26 protein-coding genes are annotated in these 22673 nt (G+C 66.8%); 20 read left to right on the top strand and 6 right to left on the bottom strand.

What is annotated here, in order from left to right:
- Positions 1 to 145 precede the first annotated feature (145 nt).
- From ACFQXB_RS12450 to cysE, 20 genes are all read left to right on the top strand, one after another.
- Positions 146 to 475: a hypothetical protein gene (locus ACFQXB_RS12450; RefSeq protein ID WP_377404127.1), complete on the top strand. Its 330-nt coding sequence runs from the start codon at positions 146 to 148 to the stop codon at positions 473 to 475.
- On the top strand, positions 423 to 1766 hold the full coding sequence (locus tag ACFQXB_RS12445) for a DNA-packaging protein (RefSeq protein WP_377404124.1): 1344 nt from the start codon (positions 423 to 425) through the stop codon (positions 1764 to 1766). Before ACFQXB_RS12450 ends, ACFQXB_RS12445 begins: the two co-directional genes overlap by 53 nt.
- 65 nt (positions 1767 to 1831) lie before the next feature.
- The gene (locus tag ACFQXB_RS12440; protein ID WP_377404121.1) at positions 1832 to 2998 is read left to right on the top strand and encodes a phage portal protein; all 1167 of its coding nucleotides are present in this window, start codon (positions 1832 to 1834) and stop codon (positions 2996 to 2998) included.
- Positions 2995 to 3231, top strand: a complete 237-nt coding sequence (locus ACFQXB_RS12435; RefSeq protein ID WP_377404118.1) for a GTA head formation protein, RCAP_rcc01685 family — start codon at positions 2995 to 2997, stop codon at positions 3229 to 3231. Before ACFQXB_RS12440 ends, ACFQXB_RS12435 begins: the two co-directional genes overlap by 4 nt.
- A 9-nt stretch (positions 3232 to 3240) precedes the next feature.
- The gene (locus ACFQXB_RS12430; RefSeq protein WP_377404115.1) at positions 3241 to 3777 is read left to right on the top strand and encodes an HK97 family phage prohead protease; all 537 of its coding nucleotides are present in this window, start codon (positions 3241 to 3243) and stop codon (positions 3775 to 3777) included.
- A gap of 23 nt (positions 3778 to 3800) precedes the next feature.
- On the top strand, positions 3801 to 4991 hold the full coding sequence (locus tag ACFQXB_RS12425) for a phage major capsid protein (protein ID WP_377404112.1): 1191 nt from the start codon (positions 3801 to 3803) through the stop codon (positions 4989 to 4991).
- 117 nt (positions 4992 to 5108) lie between these two features.
- A complete protein-coding gene (locus ACFQXB_RS12420) occupies positions 5109 to 5693 on the top strand; it encodes a head-tail connector protein (protein WP_377404109.1) in 585 nt (194 codons plus the stop codon).
- Positions 5690 to 6028: a head-tail adaptor protein gene (locus ACFQXB_RS12415; RefSeq protein WP_377404106.1), complete on the top strand. Its 339-nt coding sequence runs from the start codon at positions 5690 to 5692 to the stop codon at positions 6026 to 6028. Before ACFQXB_RS12420 ends, ACFQXB_RS12415 begins: the two co-directional genes overlap by 4 nt.
- The gene (locus tag ACFQXB_RS12410; RefSeq protein ID WP_377404103.1) at positions 6025 to 6435 is read left to right on the top strand and encodes a DUF3168 domain-containing protein; all 411 of its coding nucleotides are present in this window, start codon (positions 6025 to 6027) and stop codon (positions 6433 to 6435) included. The genes ACFQXB_RS12415 and ACFQXB_RS12410 overlap by 4 nt, the downstream gene beginning before the upstream one ends.
- Before the next feature lie 35 nt (positions 6436 to 6470).
- Positions 6471 to 6884, top strand: coding sequence for a phage major tail protein, TP901-1 family (locus tag ACFQXB_RS12405; protein ID WP_377404100.1), 414 nt, complete (start codon positions 6471 to 6473; stop codon positions 6882 to 6884).
- Positions 6884 to 7198 (top strand): gene transfer agent family protein, encoded by a 315-nt coding sequence (locus tag ACFQXB_RS12400; RefSeq protein ID WP_377404097.1) that lies wholly within the window; start codon positions 6884 to 6886, stop codon positions 7196 to 7198. Before ACFQXB_RS12405 ends, ACFQXB_RS12400 begins: the two co-directional genes overlap by 1 nt.
- On the top strand, positions 7195 to 7464 hold the full coding sequence (locus ACFQXB_RS12395) for a phage tail assembly chaperone (protein ID WP_377404094.1): 270 nt from the start codon (positions 7195 to 7197) through the stop codon (positions 7462 to 7464). The genes ACFQXB_RS12400 and ACFQXB_RS12395 overlap by 4 nt, the downstream gene beginning before the upstream one ends.
- A complete protein-coding gene (locus tag ACFQXB_RS12390; protein ID WP_377404091.1) occupies positions 7457 to 8110 on the top strand; it encodes a phage tail tape measure protein in 654 nt (217 codons plus the stop codon). The genes ACFQXB_RS12395 and ACFQXB_RS12390 overlap by 8 nt, the downstream gene beginning before the upstream one ends.
- A complete protein-coding gene (locus ACFQXB_RS12385; protein ID WP_377404088.1) occupies positions 8111 to 8743 on the top strand; it encodes a phage distal tail protein, Rcc01695 family in 633 nt (210 codons plus the stop codon). It abuts the gene before it with no gap.
- Positions 8740 to 9612, top strand: coding sequence for a DUF2163 domain-containing protein (locus ACFQXB_RS12380; protein WP_377404085.1), 873 nt, complete (start codon positions 8740 to 8742; stop codon positions 9610 to 9612). The genes ACFQXB_RS12385 and ACFQXB_RS12380 overlap by 4 nt, the downstream gene beginning before the upstream one ends.
- Positions 9609 to 10037, top strand: coding sequence for a peptidase (locus tag ACFQXB_RS12375; RefSeq protein ID WP_377404082.1), 429 nt, complete (start codon positions 9609 to 9611; stop codon positions 10035 to 10037). The genes ACFQXB_RS12380 and ACFQXB_RS12375 overlap by 4 nt, the downstream gene beginning before the upstream one ends.
- Positions 10038 to 10048: 11 nt before the next feature.
- Positions 10049 to 13939: a baseplate multidomain protein megatron gene (locus ACFQXB_RS12370; RefSeq protein ID WP_377404079.1), complete on the top strand. Its 3891-nt coding sequence runs from the start codon at positions 10049 to 10051 to the stop codon at positions 13937 to 13939.
- The gene (locus ACFQXB_RS12365) at positions 13932 to 14642 is read left to right on the top strand and encodes a DUF2793 domain-containing protein (RefSeq protein ID WP_377404076.1); all 711 of its coding nucleotides are present in this window, start codon (positions 13932 to 13934) and stop codon (positions 14640 to 14642) included. The genes ACFQXB_RS12370 and ACFQXB_RS12365 overlap by 8 nt, the downstream gene beginning before the upstream one ends.
- Positions 14643 to 14656: 14 nt before the next feature.
- Positions 14657 to 14989, top strand: coding sequence for a DUF7742 family protein (locus tag ACFQXB_RS12360; RefSeq protein WP_377404073.1), 333 nt, complete (start codon positions 14657 to 14659; stop codon positions 14987 to 14989).
- A gap of 28 nt (positions 14990 to 15017) precedes the next feature.
- Positions 15018 to 15821, top strand: coding sequence for a serine O-acetyltransferase (gene cysE, locus ACFQXB_RS12355; RefSeq protein WP_377404070.1), 804 nt, complete (start codon positions 15018 to 15020; stop codon positions 15819 to 15821).
- Positions 15822 to 16031: 210 nt separating this feature from the next.
- Here cysE and ACFQXB_RS12350 read toward each other — a convergent pair whose 3' ends face one another.
- The 6 genes from ACFQXB_RS12350 to ACFQXB_RS12325 all read right to left on the bottom strand — a co-directional run bounded on the left by ACFQXB_RS12350 (position 16032) and on the right by ACFQXB_RS12325 (position 22539).
- Entirely contained in the window at positions 16032 to 17360 is a 1329-nt protein-coding gene (locus ACFQXB_RS12350) for a pyruvate dehydrogenase complex dihydrolipoamide acetyltransferase (protein ID WP_377404067.1), read from the bottom strand.
- Positions 17361 to 17372: 12 nt separating this feature from the next.
- The gene (locus ACFQXB_RS12345) at positions 17373 to 18779 is read right to left on the bottom strand and encodes a pyruvate dehydrogenase complex E1 component subunit beta (protein WP_377404064.1); all 1407 of its coding nucleotides are present in this window, start codon (positions 18777 to 18779) and stop codon (positions 17373 to 17375) included.
- Between the two features lie 14 nt (positions 18780 to 18793).
- On the bottom strand, positions 18794 to 19783 hold the full coding sequence (gene pdhA, locus ACFQXB_RS12340) for a pyruvate dehydrogenase (acetyl-transferring) E1 component subunit alpha (RefSeq protein ID WP_377404061.1): 990 nt from the start codon (positions 19781 to 19783) through the stop codon (positions 18794 to 18796).
- A gap of 93 nt (positions 19784 to 19876) precedes the next feature.
- Positions 19877 to 20179: an FtsB family cell division protein gene (locus ACFQXB_RS12335; protein WP_377404058.1), complete on the bottom strand. Its 303-nt coding sequence runs from the start codon at positions 20177 to 20179 to the stop codon at positions 19877 to 19879.
- Between the two features lie 131 nt (positions 20180 to 20310).
- The gene (locus ACFQXB_RS12330; RefSeq protein WP_377404055.1) at positions 20311 to 21240 is read right to left on the bottom strand and encodes a class I fructose-bisphosphate aldolase; all 930 of its coding nucleotides are present in this window, start codon (positions 21238 to 21240) and stop codon (positions 20311 to 20313) included.
- 108 nt (positions 21241 to 21348) lie between these two features.
- The gene (locus tag ACFQXB_RS12325; protein ID WP_377404052.1) at positions 21349 to 22539 is read right to left on the bottom strand and encodes a phosphoglycerate kinase; all 1191 of its coding nucleotides are present in this window, start codon (positions 22537 to 22539) and stop codon (positions 21349 to 21351) included.
- Positions 22540 to 22673: the final 134 nt, after the last annotated feature.

The raw sequence follows: 22673 nt of genomic DNA, 5'->3' as shown, positions 1-22673 counted from the left end.
GAAAGTTTGTTGTTGACTCGGCGCACGCTCTGAGGTATACCTCATGGCAAGCTAGGAGAAGTGGGCAAGCGGCACGGGGAAACCCGGCGCCGCTTTTTCATTTCGGCTCGTGCGGGGCAGGCATGAGAGGCGGGTTTAACAACACATGACAGTACTGGTTCCCGTGAATGAGGCGGGCTCTTCCGAGGCAATGCTTTCGGAGGCCCTTTTGCTGTACCGGACCGCGGCGGAGGTTTTCGCCTTGGTCATCGAAGAAGCCAGGGACGGCGATGCAAGGACGGCGCGTGACGCGCAGCTTTACGCCAAGGAGTTCCAGAAGGCGCTTCAGACAGCCATGCAGGAAAGGCAGAAAGTTGAACAGCTTCGCAGACAGGACGCCGGAATTGCCTATGACTATGCGCTCGACTTCCAGTCGGCCCGCGATGAGATCGGGCGCAGGATGGCTCGCCTCCGCAGCGCCGGAGGTGGTGGATGAGTTCATTGCCGGGCTGAGCGACGGGGCGCTGATGGCGCTGCCGTGGCTGTTCGAATTCTGGGCACAGCCGCATCAGCTGCCCCCCGAGGGGGACTGGAAGACCTGGGTCATTCTGGGCGGGCGGGGCGCGGGCAAGACGCGCGCCGGGGCCGAATGGGTGCGGGCCGAGGTGGAAGGGCCACGACCGCTGGATCCGGGGCGGTCGCGCCGGGTGGCGCTGGTGGGCGAGACCTTCGACCAGGTGCGCGATGTGATGATCTTTGGCGACAGCGGCATCCTTGCCTGTTCCCCACCGGACCGCAAACCGGTGTGGGAGGCGACGCGGCGCAGGCTGGTCTGGCCCAACGGCGCGGTGGCACAGGCCTTTTCGGCGCATGAGCCGGAAAACCTTCGCGGGCCGCAGTTCGATGCCGCCTGGGTGGACGAGCTGGCGAAATGGAAGCGCGGCGAAGACGTCTGGGACATGTTGCAGTTCGCGCTGCGGCTGGGCGAGCATCCGCGTCAGGTGGTGACGACGACGCCGCGCAACGTTGCGGTGCTGAAGCAGGTGCTGGGCAATGCGAGCACGGTGAGCACCCATGCCGCGACCGAGGCAAACCGCGCCTGGCTGGCCGCGAGCTTCCTGGAGGAGGTGCGGAACCGCTATGCCGGAACGCGGCTGGGCCGGCAGGAACTGGACGGGGAGCTGCTGGAGGATGCGGAAGGTGCGCTCTGGACCTCGGCGGGGCTTGAGGCCGGCCGGGTGGATCGGGCGCCGCGGCTGGGGCGGGTGGTCGTGGCGGTCGATCCGCCAGTGACGGGGCACAACGGGTCGGACGAATGCGGCATCGTGGTGGCCGGGGTGGTCACCGACGGCCCACCCGCCGACTGGAAGGCCTATGTGCTTGAGGATGCGAGCGTCACCGGCAAAAGCCCCGCCGAATGGGCCCGCGCCGCGATTGCCGCGATGGAGCGCCACGGCGCCGAACGGCTGGTGGCCGAGGTCAATCAGGGTGGCGATCTGGTGGAAAGCGTGGTGCGGCAGGTTGATCCGCTGGTGCCCTATCGGGCGGTACGGGCGGCAAAGGGCAAGGCCGCCCGGGCCGAGCCGGTGGCGGCGCTTTACGAACAGGGGCGGGTGCACCACCTGCGGGGCCTTGGCGCGCTGGAGGACCAGATGTGCCGCATGACCCCGCGCGGCTATGAAGGGCGCGGCAGCCCCGACCGGGTGGATGCGCTGGTCTGGGCGCTGCACGAGCTGATGATCCAGCCCGCCCAGCACTGGCGACGACCACAGATGAGATCGTTGTGACGGGATGGCCCGCCGGTTCTGCCGGCGGGCTTTTTCTTGGCCACTGTCGAAGCAAGGAGTTGGGCATGTTCGATTTTCTGAAGCGCGAGGTGGCCGGGCCGCCCGAGCGCAAGGCCAGCGCGACCGGGCCGGTGGTGGCCTGGGGCAGCGTCGGGCGCAGCGTCGCCTGGACGCCGCGCGATACGGTTTCCCTCACGCGGACCGGGTTTCAGGGCAACCCGGTAGGGTTCCGCGCGGTCAAGCTGATCGCCGAGGCCGCGGCCGCACTGCCCCTGGTGTTGCAGGATTGCGAACGCCGCTATGAGGCGCATCCGGTGCTGGACCTCATTCGCCGCCCCAACCCGGCACAGGGCAAGGCCGAACTGTTCGAGGCGCTTTACGGGCAGCTTCTGCTGTCCGGCAACGGCTATCTCGAGGCGGTGGGCGAGGGTTTCCCGGGCGAGCTGCATGTGCTGCGCTCGGACCGGATGGCGGTGGTGCCCGGGGCGGATGGCTGGCCGATAGGCTATGACTACAGCGTCGGCAGTCGAAAACACCGGTTTGACATGAGCGCCGGCACGCCGATCTGCCATATCCGCAGTTTCCATCCTCAGGACGACCACTATGGCTTTTCGCCAATGCAGGCGGCGGCGACGGCGGTGGATGTGCACAACGCGGCCTCGCGCTGGTCGAAGGCGCTGCTGGACAATGCCGCGCGGCCCTCGGGCGCGATCATCTACAAGGGCGCCGACGGGCAGGCCGCGCTGAGCCAGGATCAGTATGACCGGCTGGTGATGGAGATGGAGATGCACCATCAGGGCGCGCGCAACGCCGGCCGGCCGATGCTGCTGGAGGGCGGGCTGGACTGGAAGCCGATGGGGTTCAGCCCATCGGACATGGAGTTCCAGCAGACCAAGGAGGCGGCCGCGCGCGAAATCGCCATCGCCTTCGGGGTGCCGCCGATGCTGCTGGGGATCACCGGCGACGCGACCTATGCGAATTATCAGGAGGCCAACCGCGCCTTCTATCGCCTGACGGTGGTGCCCTTGGTCACCCGCGTCGCGGCGGCGGTGTCGCACTGGCTGTCGGGGTTCGCGGGGGCGGATGTGGAGCTGCGGCCCGATCTGGACCAGGTGCCGGCGCTGGCGGTCGAGCGGGACCAGCAATGGCGCCGGGTCGGTGAGGCGACCTTCCTGACCCAGGCCGAGAAGCGGGTGCTTCTGGGCCTGCCGCGGCTGGCGGAGGAGGAATGAGCACGCGGCGGCCCACGGGCGGGTCGCGCTATCTCTACGATTCATTCGATGCCGCATCCGCCCGGATCGAGGCGAACGAACGGGTCGCAGAGGAACGCTGGGCCGGGCTCGAATACCGGTTGCAGCAGATGGAGGCGACGCTGGAGCGGCTGGAAAAGCGGCTTTGGCTGGCCGTTTACGGGGTGGTGGCGGTGATCCTCGCCCAGGGCGTGCAATCGCTGATCGTGCAGTAGGAGAGAGCGATGGAGCTGGAACACAAGTTCCACCGGCCCGAGGCAGGGCTGGTGGTGACGGGGGAGGCGCTGATCGAAGGCTATGCAAGCCTGTTCGGCCAGCGCGACCAGGGCGGGGATGTGGTGGAGCGGGGCGCCTATGCGGCCTCGCTTGCCACGCTCGCGGCGGCGGGGCGGCGGGTCAAGATGCTGTGGCAGCATGATCCCGCACAGCCGATCGGCATCTGGGACGAGGTGCGCGAGGATGATCGGGGGCTTTACGTTCGCGGCCGACTTCTGCCCGAGGTGGCGCGGGGACGCGAGGCGGCGGCGCTGATCGGGGCCGGGGCGCTCGACGGGCTGTCCATCGGCTATCGGGTGCGGCGGGCCGAGAAATCGGGTGGCGGGCGGCGCCTTCTGGAACTGGACCTGTGGGAAGTGTCGCTGGTGACATTCCCGATGCTGAGCACCGCACGGGTGGGGGCCAAGGCCGCGCCCGTGCCGGAGGTGGCGGCAGCCTTCGATGCTGCCGCCCGGGCGCTGGCCGAGCTGCGCGCCACGATCTGATTTTCACCATCAACGGAGATGACATGAGAACCGAGACCAAGTCCCGGGCCGGCGACGCCATGCCCGCAGAACCGCGCGAGGTCAAAGCCGCGCTGGACGGATTTCTGAACGAACTCAAAGCCTTTCAAACCGACGTTCAATCGAAGCTCAAACAACAGGAAGAGCGAGTGACCATGCTGGACCGCAAGACCATCGCCTTTGCCCGCCCCGCGCTTTCCGGCGCCACCGAGGCCGCCGCGCCGCATCAGAAGGCGTTCGATGCCTATCTGCGCAATGGCGATGACGACGGGCTGCGCGCCCTGGTGCTGGAGGGCAAGGGGCTGAATACGGCGGTGGCCGCCGAGGGTGGCTATCTTGTCGATCCGCAGACCGCCGACACCATCCGCTCGGTGCTGAAATCGACCGCCTCGATCCGGGCCATCGCCAATGTGGTGACGGTCGAGGCCACGAGCTTTGACGTGCTGGTCGATCATTCCGACATGGGGTCGGGCTGGGCCTCGGAAAGCGGGCCGGTGGCGGAAAGCGACACGCCGGTGATCGAACGCATCTCTATCCCGCTGCACGAGCTTTCGGCCATGCCCAAGGCAAGCCAGCGTCTGCTGGACGACAGCGCCTTCGACATCGAGGGCTGGCTGGCCGGCCGCATCGCCGACAAGTTCGCCCGCGCCGAGGCCGCAGCCTTTGTCAACGGCGACGGGCAGGACAAGCCCAAGGGGTTCCTGGCCCATCCGAAGGTTGCGGAGCAGCAGTGGAGCTGGGGCAAGCTGGGCTATATCGCCACCGGCAACAATGGCGACTTTGCGACGATCAGCGCCTCGGACGCCATCGTTGATCTGGTTTATGCGCTCAATGCCACCTACCGCGCCAATGCGACCTTCGTGATGAACTCGAAAACCGCGGGTGCGGTGCGCAAGATGAAGGATGCCGACGGGCGGTTCCTGTGGTCGGACGGGCTGGCCGCCGAACAGCCGGCGCGGCTGATGGGCTATCCGGTCCTGATCGCCGAGGACATGCCCGATATCGCCGCCGGCACCTTTGCCATCGCCTTCGGGGATTTCACCGCCGGCTATACCGTCGCGGACCGCCCCGACCTGCGGGTGCTGCGCGACCCGTTCTCGGCCAAGCCGCATGTGCTGTTCTATGCCTCCAAGCGTGTCGGCGGTGACGTGAGCGACTTTGCCGCCATCAAGCTGCTGAAGTTCGCGGCGAACTGATCGCTGATCCCCCGTCCTTGGGCGGGGGGCGCGCGTGCCCTGGTCCGGCTAGCTGAATCCTCCCCGTCCGAGCGGGCCGGGGCACGCGCACGACTTTCCCACGAGGCGGAGAAAACCATGATGTTGAGCGAGCTGAGCGCGGTGGCCGACGCGGCCCTGCCTGTCGAGGAATTCAAGGAGCATCTGCGTCTGGGATCGGGCTTTGCCGATGGCGCGGTGCAGGACGGCCTGTTGCGCGCCCATCTGCGGGCCGCCATCGCCGCGATCGAGGCGCGCACGGCCAAGGTGCTGTTGCAGCGGAGTTTTGAACTGGAGCTGGCCGAATGGCGCGAGGCCGGGGCTCAGGCGCTGCCGGTGGCGCCGGTGGTCGAGGTCAGCGCGGTGCTGACCCTGGATCGCCACGGCACCGAGCGGAGCATCCCGCCCGAGCGCTGGCGGCTGTTGCGCGACATGCACCGGCCGAAGCTGGTTGCCACCGGTTTCATCCTTCCGGGGATCCCGACGGGCGGTGCAGTGCGGATCGGGCTTCTGGCCGGGTTCGGCGCCTGGACCGATGTGCCCGCCGATCTGCGGCAGGCAACGCTGATGCTGGCGGCGCAGTATTACGAGGACCGCCCCGGCACCGGCGCCATGCCCGCGGCGGTGCAGGCGCTGGTCGAACGCTGGCGCACGGTGCGCACCTTCGGGGGGGCGGGGCGATGAAGCCGGTCAACCTGCGTCAGGCGATGGTTCTGGAAGAGCCGGTGCATCTGCCCGACGGTGCCGGTGGCTTTGCCGAAAGCTGGGAGCCGCTGGGAACGCTGTGGGCCGAGATCGTGGCCGGATCGGGGCGCGAGAGGGTGGCGGATATCGTCACGCTGTCGATGGTGCCCTGGCGGATCACCGTGCGCGGGGCGCCGATCGGGGCCCCCTCGCGGCCACGTCCGGGGCAGCGGTTCCGCGACGGATTGCGGGTGTTCCGCATCCTCTCGGTCTCCGAACGCGATGCGGCGGGCCGTTATCTGACCTGCCTTGCCCATGAGGAGGTGGCGCGATGAGCTATGGCTGTGCGGCAGCGCTGCAGGCCGCGGTATTCCAGCGGCTGCTGGCGGACGAGGCCCTTGAGGCGCTGGTCGATGGCGCGGTGCATGATGCCATGCCGGCGGGCCAGGCCAACGGAACCTATGTCGCCCTTGGCCCCGAAGAGGTGCGCGATGCCTCGGACGGCACGGGCGGCGGGGCCGAGCATCGGTTCGTCGTCTCGGTCGTCAGTGACGCGGCGGGGTTCCAGCGTGCCAAGGATGCGGCGGCAGCGGTTTCCGATGCGTTGGTCGGCGCCGATCTGGCCCTGAGCCGCGGCCGGCTTGTGGGGCTGAGCTTTGTGAAGGCGGTGGCGCGGCGCACGGACGGCGGGCGCCGGATCGACCTGACCTTCCGCGCCCGCGTGGAAGATTGGCGCGTCTGACGCGCCGAAACGGATTTCAAGTGCAGGAGATGGCCATGGGTGCCCAGAACGGCAAGGATTTGCTGATCAAGATCGACCTGACCGGCGACGGCCAGTTCGAGACCATCGCGGGGCTGCGCGCCACGCGGGTGAGCTTCAACGCAGAAACGGTGGATGTCACCAGCCTTGAAAGCCAGGGCGGCTGGCGGGAACTGCTGGGGGGCGCGGGAATGAAATCGGCCTCGATTTCCGGATCGGGGGTGTTCCGCGATGCCAATACCGATGAACGCGCACGCCAGATCTTCTTTGACGGCGAAACGCCGGCCTTTCAGGTGATCATCCCGCATTTCGGGATCGTTCAGGGGCCGTTCCAGATCACCGGCATCGAGTATTCCGGCAGTCACAACGGGGAGGCGAGCTATGAGATGAGCCTCGCCTCGGCCGGGGCGCTGAGCTTCGTGGCGATCTGATGGCGAACCCTTTGGCAGGAGAGGTGGCGATCTGGCTGGACGGCCAGCGCCACGTGTGCCGTCTGACCCTTGGGGCGCTGGCCGAGCTTGAGGCGGCGCTGGAGGCTGGCGGGCTGATCGATCTGGTGGAGCGGTTCGAGACCGGCGCCTTTTCCACCCGTGACGTTCTGGCGCTGATCGTGGCGGGATTGCGCGGCGGCGGCTGGACCGGCACCGCCGAGGCGCTGCGCACGGCCGAGATCCGGGGTGGCCCGTTCGAGGCCGCCCGGGTCGCGGCCGAGCTTCTGGCCCGGGCCTTTTCGGTGCCGCAATGAGAACGCTGGACTGGCGGGGCCTGATGCGCGCGGGGCTGCGGGATCTGGGGCTGACCCCGGCCGAGTTCTGGCAGCTGACCCCGGCCGATCTGCTGATCATGCTGGGGCTGGATGGCGGACCGCCCGCCCTGAACCGCGCGCGGCTTGAAGAGCTTGCCGCCGCCTGGCCCGATGGCCCGGGACCCGGCATCGCGCCGGCAGCACCCGGGGCAGGGCCTTCGGCCCCGTCGGATCCGACACATTCCACAGAGGTGAGCGATGAGTGATTTTGACGTGCTGAGCGACCAGATCGCCGCGCTGGAAGAGCAGATGCGCGGCGCCAGCACCGTGACGGCCGCCTTCGAGGGCGAGCTTGCCCGTATGCGCGAGGGCATGGTCTTTGCCGACCGCGAGGTGGCGCGGCTGAGCACCAGCTTTGGCAGCGGGCTGCGCCGCGCCTTCGACGGCGTGATCTTCGACGGGATGCGGCTTTCGGATGCGCTGCGGCAGGTGGCGCGAACGATGATCGACCAGGTCTATGCGGTGGCGATGCGTCCGGTGCAGAACGCGGTGGGCGGGGTGCTGGCGCAGGGGCTGAATGCAGCGGTTTCGGGGGTGATGCCTTTCGCTCAGGGCGGCGCCTTCACGCAGGGGCGCGTCATGCCCTTTGCGCAGGGGGGCATCGTCAGCGGGCCGGTGATGTTCCCGATGCGGGGCGGCCGGGGCCTGATGGGCGAGGCCGGACCCGAGGCGATCATGCCGCTGACGCGCGGCCCGGATGGCAAGCTGGGGGTTCAGGCCCAGGGGGGCGGGCGGCCGGTGAGCATCGTCATGAACGTGCAGACCCCGGATGTGCAGGGCTTCCAGCGCAGTCAGAGCCAGATCGCCGCGCAGATGGCGCGGGCGCTGGGCCGCGGACAAAGGAACCGGTGAATGGCTTTCCATGAAATCAGATTCCCTGCCAACCTCTCGTTCGGGTCGGTGGGCGGGCCGGAACGGCGCACCGAGATCGTGGCGCTGTCAAACGGGCATGAAGAGCGGAATACCCCCTGGGCCCATTCGCGCCGGCGCTATGACGCGGGGATGGGTCTGCGCAGCCTGGACGATGTGGAGACGCTGATTGCCTTTTTCGAGGCGCGTCAGGGGCAGATCCACGGGTTTCGCTGGAAGGACTGGGCGGATTACCGTTCGGCCCCGGCATCCAAGCCGATCACACCCGAGGATCAGGAACTGGGGGTGGGCGACGGTCAGCGCGACAGCTTTGCGCTGCGCAAGGCCTATGCCTCGGGCCCGGCGGCCTATCTTCGCCCGATCGCCAAGCCGGTCGAAGGCACAGTGCGGGTGGCGGTGGGCGGGCTGCCGATGAGGGAAGGGGTGCATTACAGCGTCGATACGCTGCGGGGGCTGGTGCAGTTTGTCGATCCGCCTGCCCTTGGGGCACGGGTGACGGCGGGGTTCGAATTCGATGTGCCGGTGCGTTTCGACACCGACCGGATCCATGTCTCTGTCGCGAGCTTTCAGGCCGGAGATGTGCCGAACGTGCCGGTGCTGGAGGTGCGGACATGACCCTGCGTCAGCATCTGGAGACCGGTGCCACCACCGTCTGCCGGGCCTGGGCGCTTGAGCGCCGCGACGGGCAGATCATGGGATTCACCGACCATGACGGCGATCTTGCCTTTGACGGCATCATCTTTCGCGCCCGGAGCGGCATGACGGCCCATGCGATCGAGCAGGGCACCGGGCTTGCGGTGGACAATGCCGAGGGCTTTGGCGCGCTGAGCGACGAGGGGCTGACCGAGGCCGACATCCTGGCCGGGCGTTATGACGGCGCCAACGTGCGCATCTGGCAGGTGAACTGGGCATCGGTCGAGGAACGACGGCTCATCTTTCAGGGGTCGCTGGGCGAGATCTCGCGCCAGGGCGGTGCGTTCCGGGCCGAGTTGCGCGGCCTGACCGAGGTGCTGAACCAGCCGCAGGGGCGGGTGTTCCAGCGCGGATGCGCCGCTGTTCTGGGCGATGGGCAGTGCCGCTTTGATCTGACGCGGCCGGGCTATGCGGCGGAAGTGCCGCTGTCAGCGGCGCGCGATACGGTGCTTCAGTTGCCGCCGATGCAGGAGTTCGACGACCGGTGGTTCGAGGGTGGACGGCTGCGGGTGCTTTCGGGCCCGGCTGCCGGACTGATCGCCCTGGTCAAGAACGACCGGCGTCGCCCGGACGGGCGCGAGATCGTCCTGTGGCAGGCGCTGGGCACGGCGGCTGCGGCGGGCGATCTGGTGCGGCTGGAGGCCGGCTGTGACAAGCGGGCCGAGACATGCAGGCTCAAGTTCAACAACTTCCTGAATTTCCGTGGCTTTCCGCATATCCCGGGGGAGGACTGGCTGATGTCCTATCCCACGAGCGCCGGGCATAACGACGGCGGGAGCCTGTTCCGATGAGCGGTGCCCTTGTGCTGGCCGAGGCGCGGGCCTGGATCGGCACGCCCTATCGCCATCAGGCCTCGGCTCGGGGCGCGGGCGCGGATTGTCTTGGGCTTCTGCGCGGGGTCTGGCGCGCGCTTTACGGCGCCGAGCCCGAATCCGTCCCGCCCTATAGCCCTGACTGGGCGGAACCGGCCCGGGATGAGGTTCTGATGCGGGCCGCGCTGCGCCATCTGATCCCGAAGGACGATGCTGCGGCCGCGCCGGGCGACGTGCTTTTGTTCCGCATGCGGAGTGACGGCATTGCCAAGCATCTTGGCATTGCCGCTGAAATCGGAGCGGGGGCGACATTCGTCCACGCCTACAGCGGGCATGGGGTGGTTGAAAGCCCTCTGTCCGCACCCTGGGCGCGCCGGATCGCGGCGCGTTTTGCCTTTCCCTGAAGGAGTGCGTGATGGCGACGATTGTGCTGGGGGCCGTCGGTTCGGCGGTCGGAGCGGGTTTTGGCGGCACGGTTCTGGGGCTGTCGGGCGCCGTGATCGGCCGCGCGGTCGGCGCCACGCTGGGCCGGGTCATCGACCAGCGGCTGCTGGGCGCGGGGTCCGAGACAGTCGAGACCGGAAAGGTGGACCGGTTCCGGCTGACCGGTGCGTCGGAAGGGGCGGCCGTGCCGCTGGTCTATGGCCGGATGCGCATGGCCGGGCAGGTGATCTGGGCGACACGTTTCGCCGAGCGGACCGAGCGCAGCACGAGCGGAGGCGGCAAGGGGGCGCCACAGCCCAAGGTTACCACGGTCAGCCATTCCTATTCGGTGAGCTTGGCCATTGCGCTGTGCGAGGGGGTCATTACCCGGGTCGGTCGCGTCTGGGCCGATGGCGAGGAGATCCCGCGCGATGACCTGCCGCTGCGTGTTCATACCGGCACCGAGGATCAGCTTCCCGATGCCAAGATCGCTGCGGTTGAAGGGGTGGATCAGGCGCCGGCCTATCGCGGGATTGCCTATGTCGTGCTCGAGGATCTGGAGCTTGGCCGCTTTGGCAACCGTGTGCCGCAGTTCACCTTTGAGGTATTCCGGCCGGCCGAGGCGCCCGGGGTGCCCGATCTCGTGCGCGGTATCGAGGCCGTCGCGCTCATGCCAGGGACGGGGGAATATGCGCTGGCCACGCAGCCGGTTCATTTCGACAAGGGCCTGGGCGAGGTTCTGCCCGTCAATATCAACACGCCCTCGGGGAAGGCGGATCTTGCGGTCTCGCTCGAGCAGCTGCGCGAGGAGCTGCCCCGTGTCGGATCGGTGCTGCTGATTGCGTCATGGTTCGGGGACGATCTGCGCTGCGGGCAGTGCCGCGTCCGCCCCAAGGTGGAACAGACCGCTATCGACGGGCGCGAAATGCCCTGGCGTGTAAGCGGGTTGACGCGTGAAACTGCGCAGGTGATCGCCGGCCGCGAGGGAAGACCGATCTACGGCGGCACGCCGGCCGATGCCTCGGTCATCCAGGCCCTGCGCGCGTTGAAGGCGCAGGGCCAGAGGGCGGTATTCTATCCGTTCCTGCTGATGGAGCAGCGCGAGGGGAACAGCCTGCCAGACCCCTGGACGGGGGCAGAGGGCCAGCCGGCACTGCCCTGGCGCGGGCGGATCACCACGGCAAAAGCGCCGGGACGCACCGGCACCACCGACCGCACAGCAGCCGCAGCGGCCGAGGTGGCTGCGTTTTTCGGATCCTGCCAGCCCGGTGATTTTCGCATCGACGGGGAGCAGGTGATCTATACCGGCCCCGAGGACTGGGGCTATCGCCGCTTCATCCTGCACTATGCGCATCTGTGCAAGGCGGCGGGCGGGATCGATGCCTTCTGCGTCGGATCCGAGATGCGCAGCCTTACGCAGATACGCGGGGCGAATGACAGCTTTCCGGCGGTGGCGGAGTTCAGGCGGCTTGCCGCCGAGGTGCGCGCCATTCTGGGCGACGAGGTCAAGATCAGCTATGCCGCCGACTGGTCGGAGTATTTCGGATACAGCGCCGACGGAAACCGGTATTTTCACCTCGACCCGCTTTGGGCCGATGAAAATGTCGATTTCATCGGGATCGACAATTACATGCCGCTGTCCGACTGGCGCGATGGCGACGATCATGCTGATGCCGCCTGGGGCACGATCCATAACCTGGACTATCTGAAGGCCAATATCGAAGGCGGCGAGGGCTATGACTGGTACTATCCCGGCCCCGAGGCGCTGGCGGCGCAGAACCGCGTTCCGATCGAGGACGGCGCCTATGGCGAGCACTGGATCTGGCGCTACAAGGATCTGCGCAACTGGTGGGCCAATGCCCATCACGAGCGGATTGACGGGCAGCGTCTGGCAAATCCGACCGCCTGGGAGCCTGCCTCCAAGCCGATCTGGTTCACCGAGCTTGGCTGTGCCGCCGTGGACAAGGGAACGAACGAGCCGAACAAGTTCCTCGATCCGAAATCGTCGGAATCCAGCCTGCCACGGTTTTCATCGGGCGCGCGGGATGATCTGATCCAGATGCAGTATCTGCGCGCGATGGCCGATTACTGGGGCGATCCGGCGCATAATCCGGTTTCGGACATGTACGGGGGCCGCATGGTGGACATGTCGCGCGCCCATGTCTGGGCCTGGGACGCGCGGCCCTATCCGGCCTTTCCAAACAACCGTGATCTTTGGGCGGACGGCGAGAACCATGCGCGTGGCCACTGGTTGACCGGGCGCACTGCGGCGCAACCGCTTGCCAATGTGGTGGCCGAGCTTTGCGAACGTTCGGGCCTGCGCGCCTATGATGTGAGCGGGCTGCACGGGCTGGTGCGCGGCTATGTGCTGCCGTCGGTGGAGAGCGCCCGCGCGGCCCTGCAACCCCTCATGCTGGCCCATGGTTTCGAAGCGGTCGAGCGCGACGGCGTGCTGCGCTTTCAGATGCGGGACGGGCGCGTGGATGGAATGCTTGACCAGGGGCAACTGGCGCTGGGCGACCGGCTGGATGCCCTGACCGAGGCCATTCGCGCGCCTGAGGCCGAAATTGCGGGACGGGTGCGGCTGGGTTTTGTCGAGGCCGAGGGGGATTACGCCGCGCGCACGGTCGAGGCGATCTTCCCGGACGAGGCAACCCACTCGGTGTCGCATTCGGAACTGCCGCTGGCTCTCACCGAGGCCGAGGCCCGTGCCGTGACCGAACGCTGGCTGGCCGAGGCGCGGGTGGCACGCGACGGGCTGCGCTTTGCCCTGCCGCCCTCGTCGGCGCTGGGCGCCGGGGATGTGGTGCTGCTGGGTGGCGCCCGCTGGCGGATCGACCGGGTCGAGCAGGCGGGCGTTCTGAACATCGAGGCGGTGCGCGTGGAGCCGGGGGTCTATCAGCCCAGCGACGCCGCCGACCTGCCGGTGCGCCAGCGGCCCTTCGCGGCGCCGGTGCCGGTGTTGCCGGTGTTTCTGGATCTGCCGCTTCTGCGCGGGACCGAAGTGGCGCATGCGCCGCATCTGGCGGTGACCGCCACACCCTGGCCGGGGGCGGTGGCGGTCTGGCAGGCCGAGACAGACAATGGCTATGTGCTGAACCGCACCCTTTCGGACCGCGCGGTGATCGGCCAGACGCTGACCTCGCTTGACCGGGCGCGCCCCGGTGTCTGGGATCGCGGGGCGCCGCTGCGGGTGCGCATGTCGGGGCCGCTTGTCTCGGCCAGCCCGGCCGAGGTGCTGAACGGCGCCAATGCGCTGGCGATTGGGGCAGGCACATCGCAGGGCTGGGAGGTGCTGCAATTCGCGCGGGCGGATCTTGTCGGCCCGGGAGTCTATGACCTGAGCCTCCGCCTGCGCGGTCAGGCCGGCACCGAACAGGACATGCCAGAGGTCTGGCCGGCGGGCAGTCGGGTCGTCCTGCTCAATGCTGCAGTCCGCCAGATTGACCTGCCGCTCTCGGCGCGGGATCTGGCGCGGCATTACCGGATCGGGCCGGCGCAGTGCGGTTATGATGATCCGTCCTATACCCATCTGGTCGAGGCCTTCCGGGGCATCGGACTGCGTCCCTATGCCCCCTGCCACCTGCGGCTGCGGCAATTGGCGGATGGGCTTGAGGCAAGATGGCTGCGCCGCACGCGGATCGATGGCGACAGTTGGGCGGGCATGGACGTGCCGCTCGGCGAGGAAAGCGAAGCCTATCTGGTTCGCATCCTGAAGGATGGGGCCCTGCGCCGCGAAACGGTCGTGACCCGGCCCTTCTGGACCTATGGCGCGGCCGAGCAGGCTGCCGATGGCATCGAGCGACCGTTCAGGATCGAGGTTGCACAACTTTCGGCGCAGTATGGCGCCGGTTCATTCACGGGGATTGAGATCGATGACTGAGACCGTTCAGATGGGCCTGCCGCTTGTGCAACCGGCCCAGGCACAAAAACACGTCACGGTGAACGAGGCGTTCACACGTCTCGATGCGTTGGCAAAGCTGGTCATCGTTTCACGGACGGTGGTGCTTCCACCGGTCGCGGCGACCGAGGGCCAGGTCTGGGCCGTTCCGCAAGGCGCGGTGAACGATTGGGAGGGGCAGGGCGGCAAGCTGGCCCTGTTCCAGAACGGCGGTTGGAGCTTTGTCAGCCCGCGCCCCGGATGGACCGCATGGATCGCCGCGGAACACATGCAGGCAGTCTTTGACGGCGCCGCCTGGCGCAGCGGCGCGGTCGCGCTCTCGCCGGCACGGGCCGGGTCGTTCTTCCGCGTCAGCGAATTCGATCACCCGATCACGGCCGGCAGTTCGTCGCAGACCAGCCCGGTTGTTCCGGCAGGAACGATGCTGCTGGCCGTCACGGCACGGGTGCTTGCGCCGATCACCGGGACGCTGACAGGCTGGCAGTTGGGCAATCCCGGCGCGCTCAACCGCTTTGGATCGGGCCTTGGCCTGCAGACGGGATCCTGGGCGCGCGGACTCCTGTCGACGCCCATGAGCTTTTACGAAAACACCCCTCTGGTTCTGACGGCCACAGGCGGCAGCTTTACCGGCGGCGAGGTGCGGATCGCGCTGCATCTGTTCGAAGTCGGCCTGCCGTCCCCGTGATGCGGCGGGTTCTGATGGGGGATGCGATCGCGGCGGCACGCATGCTGCTGCCGCTGCCGCGCCATGAACGGGCGGCGATGATGGACCGGCTGCTCTATGAGGCGCATCTGGCCGATTGCTGTCGCAAGCGGCTGGGCCGCAGCCATGCCACCTATGGCAACGGGACGCTCATGGACGCAGCCGCACGCTATCCGCGACAGGACGAGCCGTTCCTCGACGATGCGGATTACCTGGATGCGCTTCTGACGGTTCTGTCCGCCTTGCGCAGCCGCGCAGGGCGGGCGGGCCGTGGTTCCGCCTTTTTTCGGACTTGTCCTCTTTTCCCGCGCGAGGCAAAGGTTACCTGAAGGGAAGGTCGCCGCAGAGGACGAGATCATGGCAGAAAAGCGCCCCAAGCTCGCGAAGATCGATCCGGTCTGGGAACGGATCTGCGAAGAGGGCCGTGAGGCCGTCGCCCAGGAGCCGCTTCTGGGCGGGCTGATCCATTCCAGCCTGCTGCACCATCCGACGATGGAGCGGGCGCTGGCCTACCGGTTTTCGTTGAAGCTCGCCTCCGGCGAGATGCCGGAGCAGCTGTTGCGCGAAATCGCGGATGAGGCCTATGCCGCAGCGCCCGAGCTTGGTCAGGCCGCCCGCGCCGATCTGGTCGCGGTTTATGACCGCGATCCTGCCTGCCACCGCTTCATCCAGCCGATCCTGTTCTTCAAGGGCTACCAGGCGGTTCAGGCCTATCGGGTGGGTCACTGGCTTTACCAGCGGGGCCGGCGGGATCTGGCCTATTTCATCCAGATGCGGGTTTCCGAGGTTTTCGGGGTCGACATCCATCCCGGCGCGCGGCTCGGCAAGGGGATCATGATCGACCATGCCCATTCCATCGTGATTGGTGAAACCGCAGTGGTGGGCGATAATGTCTCGATGCTGCATTCGGTCACGCTTGGCGGCACCGGCAAGGAGGACGGCGACCGCCATCCCAAGATCGGCAACGGCGTGCTGATCGGTGCCGGCGCCAAGGTCCTGGGCAATATCCACGTGGGCCATTGCAGCCGGATCGCGGCCGGATCGGTCGTGCTGCAGGACGTTCCGGAATGTTCGACCGTCGCGGGCGTTCCGGCGCGGGTGGTGGGCGAAGCCGGTTGTGCACAGCCCTCGATCAGCATGGATCATCTTCTCAAGCCCTGAGCGCTCGGCGGCCTTCCGTTTCGGCGGGGGGCGCCCTCGGACGTTAGCATTTCATTAACCATCGCCTGCCAGACTGAAGGAGCGGTACAGGCGGGGACGCCGATGACCGCCCAAGGAGAAAGCGCCCCGATTCCGCTGTCGGAGTCGGGGCGCTGTTTCTTCTTGGCACAAATATCCCGGGGTCCGGGGCAGAGCCCCGGGACGCCCGGATCAGGCAAGCATTGCCATCGGGTTCTCGAGATTCTCGATCACCGCCTGCAGGAACTGCGCCCCGAGCGCACCGTCGATGACCCGGTGGTCCACCGAAAGCGTCATCGACATCACCGTCGCGACCGTCAGTTCCCCATCCGCCCCCACAACCGGCTTCTTCAGCCCGGCGCCCACCGCCAGGATGCTGCCATGCGGCGGGTTGATGACGGCATCGAAGTTCTCGATCCCGAACATGCCGAGGTTCGAGATGGCCATCGATCCACCCACATATTCATGCGGGGCCAGTTTCTTGTTGCGCGCGCGTCCGGCCAGATCCTTCATTTCGGCCGACAGCGCAGAAAGCGATTTCTGATGCGCATCCTTGAGGACCGGGGTGAACAGCCCGCCCTCGACCGCGACGGCCACGGCGACGTCCGACGGCTTCAGCCGCAGGATGCGGTCGCCGGCCCAGACGGCATTCGCGTCGGGAACCGTCTGCAGCGCCATCGCGGCGGCCTTGATGATGAAGTCGTTGACCGAGAGCTTCACGCCGCGCCCCTCGAGCTGGGCATTGAGCGTGCTGCGGAACTTCATCAGCGCGTCAAGCTGAACCTCGCGGCGCAGGTAGAAATGCGGAATGGTCTGCTTGGCCTCGGACAGCCGTGCGGCAATCGTGCGGCGCATGCCGTCGAGGGTGACTTCCTCATAGGCCCGGCCTTCGTACATCTTCGCCACCGCATCGGCAGAGGCGCCGGCGGGCTTGACCGGTTCCGCCCTGGGCGCTTCGGCCTTGGCGGCGGGAGCAGGGGCCGCGGCGGCCTTGGGCATGGCAGCCGCGCCTTCGACATCCGCCTTCACGATCCGTCCTCGCGGGCCGGAGCCCTGGATCGACCCCAGATCGAGACCCTTCTCGGCTGCGATGCGCCGGGCGAGGGGCGAGGCGAAGATGCGCTCTCCTTGCCTTTGGGGCGCTTCCGAGCCCGTCTTCTGCGGCGCAGGATCGGCGTCGGTGCGACCGGCTTCGCGCAGCGGCTCTGCCTCCTTGGCAGCCTTTGCATCCTGCGCAGAGGCAGGGGCCGTCGGCTTCGGCGTGTCCGTGACCTCTTCGCCCTCTTCCACGAGGAGAGCGATCGGCTGGTTGACCTTCACACCCGCCGTGCCCGCTGCCACGAGGATCTTGCCGATCACGCCTTCATCAACGGCCTCGAACTCCATCGTGGCCTTGTCGGTCTCGATCTCGGCCAGGATATCGCCGGACGACACTGTGTCGCCCTCTTTCACCAACCATCTGGCGAGCGTCCCTTCCTCCATCGTGGGTGACAGGGCGGGCATCAGGATTTCGGTTGCCATATCCGTGTCTCCTTACCGGTAGGTGACTTGCTTGACCGCCTCGATCACCTCGGCCGTCGTGACCAGCGCGAGTTTCTCGAGATTTGCCGCATAGGGCATCGGCACGTCCTTGCCGGTCAGGTTGATGACCGGGGCATCGAGATAATCGAATGCCTGCTGCATCAGCACCGAACTGATATAGTTGCCGACCGAACCCTGCGGCCAGCCTTCCTCGACCGTGACGCAACGATTGGTTTTCTTGACCGACTGGATGATCGCCTCGGTATCCATCGGGCGGATCGTGCGAAGGTCAAGCACCTCGGCGCTGATCCCGTCCTCGGCAAGCTTCTCGGCGGCTTCCAGCGCATAGGTCATGCCGATCCCGAAAGAGACGATCGTGACATCGGTGCCTTCGCGCCAGATCTTTGCCTTGCCGAAGGGAACGGTGAAATCATCCAGAACCGGCACCTCGAAGCTGCGGCCATAGAGGATTTCGTTCTCGAGGAAGATCACCGGGTTTGCGTCGCGGATCGCCGTCTTCAGAAGGCCCTTCGCATCGGCCGCCGAATAGGGCATCACCACCTTGAGGCCCGGGATCTGCGCATACCAGGCTGCGTAATCCTGGCTGTGCTGCGCGCCCACACGGGCGGCGGCGCCGTTCGGGCCGCGGAACACGATCGGGCAGCCCATCTGCCCGCCCGACATGTAAAGCGTCTTCGCCGCCGAGTTGATGATCTGGTCGATCGCCTGCATGGCGAAGTTGAAGGTCATGAACTCGACGATCGGGCGCAGCCCGCCAAAGGCCGAGCCGACGGCGATGCCGGCAAAGCCGTGTTCGGTAATGGGCGTGTCGATCACGCGCTTGGCGCCGAACTCGTCCAGCAGGCCCTGGCTGATCTTGTAGGCCCCCTGATACTCGCCGACTTCCTCACCCATCAGGTAGACGGTTTCCTCGCGGCGCATTTCCTCGGCCATCGCGTCGCGCAGGGCCTCGCGCACCGTCTGGGTCTTCATTTCCGTGCCTTCCGGCCAATCGGGATCGCGCGCGACCCTGGGGGCAGCCGGGGGCGCGGCCTGCGGCGCGGCAGCGGCCGGCAGATCCTTCGGCAGCGCCTTGTCTGCCTTCTCGACGCCGGGTTTTTCGCCGCCGACATCCTCGGACTTGCCGGTGCGGTTCTGGCCTTCGCCGAGGCTCTCTCCCTCATCGACCAGAACGGCGATGGGCGTGTTGACCTTCACGCCCGCCGTGCCTTCGGCGATCAGAAGCTTGCCGACCGTGCCTTCATCGACCGCTTCGAACTCCATCGTTGCCTTGTCGGTCTCGATCTCGGCGATGATCTGGCCCGCGGTGACGCTGTCACCCTCTTTCACCAGCCATTTCGCGAGGGTGCCTTCCTCCATCGTGGGCGAAAGCGCGGGCATCAGGATTTCGGTTGCCATGTCTTTCGTCCCCCTCAGGCGTAGATATCGGTCCAGAGCTCCGAAACGTCGGGCTCGGGGCTGTTCTTGGCGAATTCGGCGGATTCGTTGACGATCGCCTTGATTTCCCGGTCGATGGCCTTGAGGTCATCGTCGGTCGCGTGACTGCCGGTCAGGAGCAGGTCGCGGACGCGTTCGATCGGGTCTTTTTCGTCACGCATCTTCTGCACCTCTTCGCGGGTGCGGTACTTGGCCGGGTCCGACATCGAATGGCCGCGATAGCGGTAGGTGTTCATTTCCAGGATATAGGGACCGTCGCCCGCACGGCAGGCCGCCACGGCCTTTTCGCCAGCAGCCTTGACCGCCAGAACGTCCATGCCATCCACGGCCTCGCCCTTGATCCCGTAGGCGGCGCCCCGTTCCCAGAGGCTGGGCGACTTGGTGGAACGTGCCACGCTGGTGCCCATCGCATACTGGTTGTTCTCGATCACGAAGACCACCGGCAGGTTCCAGAGCTGGGCCATGTTGTAGGTCTCGTAGACCTGACCCTGGTTCGCCGCGCCGTCGCCGAAATAGGTGAAGGTCACGCGGCCATTGCCCTTGTACTTGTCGGCAAAGGCAAGACCCGCACCCAGCGGCACCTGGGCGCCGACGATCCCATGGCCGCCGTAGAAGTGCTTTTCGCGGCTGAACATGTGCATCGAGCCGCCTTTTCCCTTGGAATAGCCGCCCTCGCGCCCGGTAAGCTCGGCCATCACCCCGTTCGCGTCCATGCCGCAGGCCAGCATGTGCCCGTGGTCGCGATAGCTGGTGATGCGCTTGTCCCCTTCCTCGGCTGCCGCCTCAAGGCCCACGACCACGGCTTCCTGACCGATATAGAGGTGGCAGAAGCCGCCGATCAGGCCCATTCCGTAAAGCTGCCCGGCCTTTTCCTCGAATCGGCGGATCAGGAGCATGTCGCGATAGTACTTCAGCAACTCATCCTTCGAGACATTCGATTTCTCGGGGGTCTTTCTCGCGGCCATGCCGAGCCTCTCCCTGGTCTGTGCAAGATAGTTTAACGCTAAACCATTCTATAGCGGATTGGCGCAGCAAGGGCAAAGACGTTTTTCGCCGCCTCAGCGGACGACGAGTTCGTCCATCCGGATCAGTCCCAGCACGTCGCGCGCCTGTTCGTCCAGCAGGTCGAGATCAAGGTATTCGTCGGACAGCCTGCGGTTGCGGTTCTCCATCTCGGCCAGTTCGGCCGCCAGCATGTCGCGCTCCTCGATCAGGGCACGGGATTCCGCATCCAGCTGCACGCGGCGGAACACGCCGTAATCCCCTTGCACGGCAGCAAAGGTGAAGTAGCTCGCCAGGGTGAAGGCGAGGCCGTAGAACATGATCGGCCCAAGCGAGGGGCGGCTGCGCTGTCTGCTCATGACGTTCCTGTGCCAGTCCTCTCACGGGACGCGTTGGGATCAGGATGGCACAAACCACCCGGCTTGGGAATCCCTCAATGAAAAACGCGCCCCGGATGGGGCGCGCTTTCGTGGGTGTCGCGGGCGGTTGCTCAGGCACGGCCCTTGTAGATATCGACCAGCTTGCCGAGCATCTCCAGCGCCTCTTCGCGGCTGCGCTGGAAGCTGTTGCGGCCGATGATCGAACCGTTGCCGCCGCCGTCGCGGATTGCACGGGCGTCGTCATAGACGCTGTCGGCGCCCTTCTTGGCCCCGCCCGAGAACACGACGATGCGCCGGCCGTTGAAGCTGGCCTCCATGCAGTGCTTCACCCGGGCGGCCTGGCTTGCGATATCGATCGCCTTTTCCTCATAGACCTTCTTGGCCTCGGGCAGCATCAGGTGATCGGTCGAGAGCTTGATCTTGATGATATGGGCGCCCAGAAGCGCTGCAATCTGTGCCGCATAGGCGGCGACATCGATCGCGGTTTCCCCGTCCTTGCTGATCGCCTCGCCGCGCGGATAGGACCAGATCACGGTGGCCACGCCCTTGCGCGCGGCTTCTTCGCGCATCGCGCTGATTTCCTCATACATCTCCAGCGCGGCGTCCGACCCCGGATAGATGGTGAAGCCGATGGCCGCACAGCCCAGCCGCAGCGCATCATCGACGCTTGCCGTGATCGCCTGGTTCTTGCCCGCGGTGTCCGACATCAGCGAGTTCGCGCTGTTGACCTTGAGGATCGTCGGGATCTGGCCGGCGAAGGTATCGGCCCCGGCCTCGATCATGCCGAGCGGCGCGGCATAGGCGCTCAGGCCCGCATCAATCGCAAGTTGATAGTGGTAGTGCGGGTCATAGGCGGCGGGGTTCGCGGCAAAGGTCCGGGCGGGGCCGTGTTCGAACCCCTGATCGACCGGCAGGATGATCATCTTGCCGGTGCCGCCCAGCTTGCCCTGCATCAGCATCCGGCACAGGTTCGCCTTCACGCCGGGCGTTTCGCCTTCATAATTGCTCAGGATTTTCTGAACGGTCCGTGTCGCACGCATTGCGTCGCCTCTCGGTCTGGGAATGATCTTGCCCTTGGTTAGTGTGCCCCGCGCCAAGGTGCAACGCTGGTGGCGCTAACAGGCGCCACCTGTGATTGTTTTGCCGGCCTAGCGCATCAATGCCGCGACGCCGGGAAGCTCCTTGCCTTCCATCCATTCGAGGAAGGCACCGCCGGCGGTGGAGATATAGCTGAACTCGGCCGCAACGCCGGCCTTGTTCAGCGCCGAGACAGTGTCCCCACCCCCGGCGACACTGACAAGCCTGCCTGCCCTGGTCAGTTCGGCCACCTTGCGGGCGGCGGCATTGGTCGCAGCATCGAAGGGGACGATTTCAAAGGCACCCAGCGGCCCGTTCCAGATCAGCGTGCGGCAGCTTTCGAACAGTTTGCCGAGCTGCGCCACCGACTCCGGCCCGGCATCCAGGATCATCGCATCCTCGGGGCAGGCCTCCACCGGCAGGGTTTCATGCGCGGCGCCGGCGCGGAACTCGCGTGCGACGACGATGTCGCGGGGCAGGTGGATGGTGCAGCCCGCCGCCCCGGCCTTGGCGAGGATGTCCTGAACCGTCGGCGCCATGTCATGTTCGGCGAGGGATTTCCCGACAGCGATACCCTGCGCCACAAGGAAGGTATTGGCCATGCCCCCCCCGATCACAAGATGATCGACCTTGCCCACAAGGTTGCCCAGCAGCTCCAGCTTGGTTGAAACCTTCGCGCCGCCGACAACGGCGACCACCGGGCGTTCCGGCGTGCCAAGGGCGGCCGTCAGGGCGCGGAGTTCCGCCTCCATCAGCCGGCCGGCGCATGAGGGCAGCAGATGGGCCAACCCCTCGGTCGAGGCATGGGCGCGGTGGGCGGCCGAAAACGCATCATTCACATAGATGTCCCCCAGCGCGGCCATGGCCTGTGCAAGCGCGGGGTCGTTCCTTTCCTCGCCCGCGTGGAAGCGGGTGTTCTCGAGCAGCACGACATCGCCCGTGCCGGCTGCGGCAATGGCCTGTGCTGCGGGCGCGCCCACGCAATCCCCGGCAAAGCGCACCGGCTGGCCCAGGGCACGCTCCAGCGCGGGCAGGGTCACGCGCAGGCTCATCTCCTCCACGTGTTTTCCCTTGGGGCGGCCGAAATGGGCCAGCAGCACCACCTTGCCGCCGCGGCCCGTTATATCCTTGACCGTCGGCACGATCTTCTCGATCCGCGTCGCGTCGGTGACCTGCCCGTCAGCCACCGGCACGTTGATATCGACCCGCACCAGCGCGGTCTTGCCCGCAAGGTCCATATCGTCCAGGGTTTTCCAGCTCATCGCGGTTTCTCCAGTGCAGGAAGTCCATGTCGCGCCCATGTCGCCCGAAGCGGGGGGCTGCGTCAACCGCAACGCGGACCCGGGCTTTGGCCTTTTCCTTGCCCGCCGCAGCGACTAGGTTGCAGGCATACCAT

The organism is Halodurantibacterium daqingense, from assembly GCF_042666235.1.
Taxonomy (GTDB): domain Bacteria; phylum Pseudomonadota; class Alphaproteobacteria; order Rhodobacterales; family Rhodobacteraceae; genus Halodurantibacterium; species Halodurantibacterium daqingensis.
Note: the sequence above shows the minus strand (reverse complement) of the source record. Positions and strands in the feature narration are given on the sequence as shown.

Coding starts and splice junctions, on each gene's coding strand:
- ACFQXB_RS12325 (WP_377404052.1), bottom strand. CDS start 22,539: ATGAGCTGGAAAACCCTGGACGATATGGACCTTGCGGGCAAGACCGCG.
- ACFQXB_RS12370 (WP_377404079.1), top strand. CDS start 10,049: ATGGCGACGATTGTGCTGGGGGCCGTCGGTTCGGCGGTCGGAGCGGGT.
- ACFQXB_RS12415 (WP_377404106.1), top strand. CDS start 5,690: ATGAAGCCGGTCAACCTGCGTCAGGCGATGGTTCTGGAAGAGCCGGTG.
- ACFQXB_RS12440 (WP_377404121.1), top strand. CDS start 1,832: ATGTTCGATTTTCTGAAGCGCGAGGTGGCCGGGCCGCCCGAGCGCAAG.
- ACFQXB_RS12435 (WP_377404118.1), top strand. CDS start 2,995: ATGAGCACGCGGCGGCCCACGGGCGGGTCGCGCTATCTCTACGATTCA.
- ACFQXB_RS12395 (WP_377404094.1), top strand. CDS start 7,195: ATGAGAACGCTGGACTGGCGGGGCCTGATGCGCGCGGGGCTGCGGGAT.
- ACFQXB_RS12365 (WP_377404076.1), top strand. CDS start 13,932: ATGACTGAGACCGTTCAGATGGGCCTGCCGCTTGTGCAACCGGCCCAG.
- ACFQXB_RS12400 (WP_377404097.1), top strand. CDS start 6,884: ATGGCGAACCCTTTGGCAGGAGAGGTGGCGATCTGGCTGGACGGCCAG.
- ACFQXB_RS12345 (WP_377404064.1), bottom strand. CDS start 18,779: ATGGCAACCGAAATCCTGATGCCCGCGCTTTCGCCCACGATGGAGGAA.
- ACFQXB_RS12450 (WP_377404127.1), top strand. CDS start 146: ATGACAGTACTGGTTCCCGTGAATGAGGCGGGCTCTTCCGAGGCAATG.
- ACFQXB_RS12385 (WP_377404088.1), top strand. CDS start 8,111: ATGGCTTTCCATGAAATCAGATTCCCTGCCAACCTCTCGTTCGGGTCG.
- ACFQXB_RS12390 (WP_377404091.1), top strand. CDS start 7,457: ATGAGTGATTTTGACGTGCTGAGCGACCAGATCGCCGCGCTGGAAGAG.
- ACFQXB_RS12335 (WP_377404058.1), bottom strand. CDS start 20,179: ATGAGCAGACAGCGCAGCCGCCCCTCGCTTGGGCCGATCATGTTCTAC.
- ACFQXB_RS12405 (WP_377404100.1), top strand. CDS start 6,471: ATGGGTGCCCAGAACGGCAAGGATTTGCTGATCAAGATCGACCTGACC.
- ACFQXB_RS12380 (WP_377404085.1), top strand. CDS start 8,740: ATGACCCTGCGTCAGCATCTGGAGACCGGTGCCACCACCGTCTGCCGG.
- cysE (WP_377404070.1), top strand. CDS start 15,018: ATGGCAGAAAAGCGCCCCAAGCTCGCGAAGATCGATCCGGTCTGGGAA.
- ACFQXB_RS12410 (WP_377404103.1), top strand. CDS start 6,025: ATGAGCTATGGCTGTGCGGCAGCGCTGCAGGCCGCGGTATTCCAGCGG.
- ACFQXB_RS12425 (WP_377404112.1), top strand. CDS start 3,801: ATGAGAACCGAGACCAAGTCCCGGGCCGGCGACGCCATGCCCGCAGAA.
- ACFQXB_RS12350 (WP_377404067.1), bottom strand. CDS start 17,360: ATGGCAACCGAAATCCTGATGCCCGCCCTGTCACCCACGATGGAGGAA.
- ACFQXB_RS12445 (WP_377404124.1), top strand. CDS start 423: ATGAGATCGGGCGCAGGATGGCTCGCCTCCGCAGCGCCGGAGGTGGTG.
- ACFQXB_RS12330 (WP_377404055.1), bottom strand. CDS start 21,240: ATGCGTGCGACACGGACCGTTCAGAAAATCCTGAGCAATTATGAAGGC.
- pdhA (WP_377404061.1), bottom strand. CDS start 19,783: ATGGCCGCGAGAAAGACCCCCGAGAAATCGAATGTCTCGAAGGATGAG.
- ACFQXB_RS12375 (WP_377404082.1), top strand. CDS start 9,609: ATGAGCGGTGCCCTTGTGCTGGCCGAGGCGCGGGCCTGGATCGGCACG.
- ACFQXB_RS12420 (WP_377404109.1), top strand. CDS start 5,109: ATGATGTTGAGCGAGCTGAGCGCGGTGGCCGACGCGGCCCTGCCTGTC.
- ACFQXB_RS12360 (WP_377404073.1), top strand. CDS start 14,657: ATGGGGGATGCGATCGCGGCGGCACGCATGCTGCTGCCGCTGCCGCGC.
- ACFQXB_RS12430 (WP_377404115.1), top strand. CDS start 3,241: ATGGAGCTGGAACACAAGTTCCACCGGCCCGAGGCAGGGCTGGTGGTG.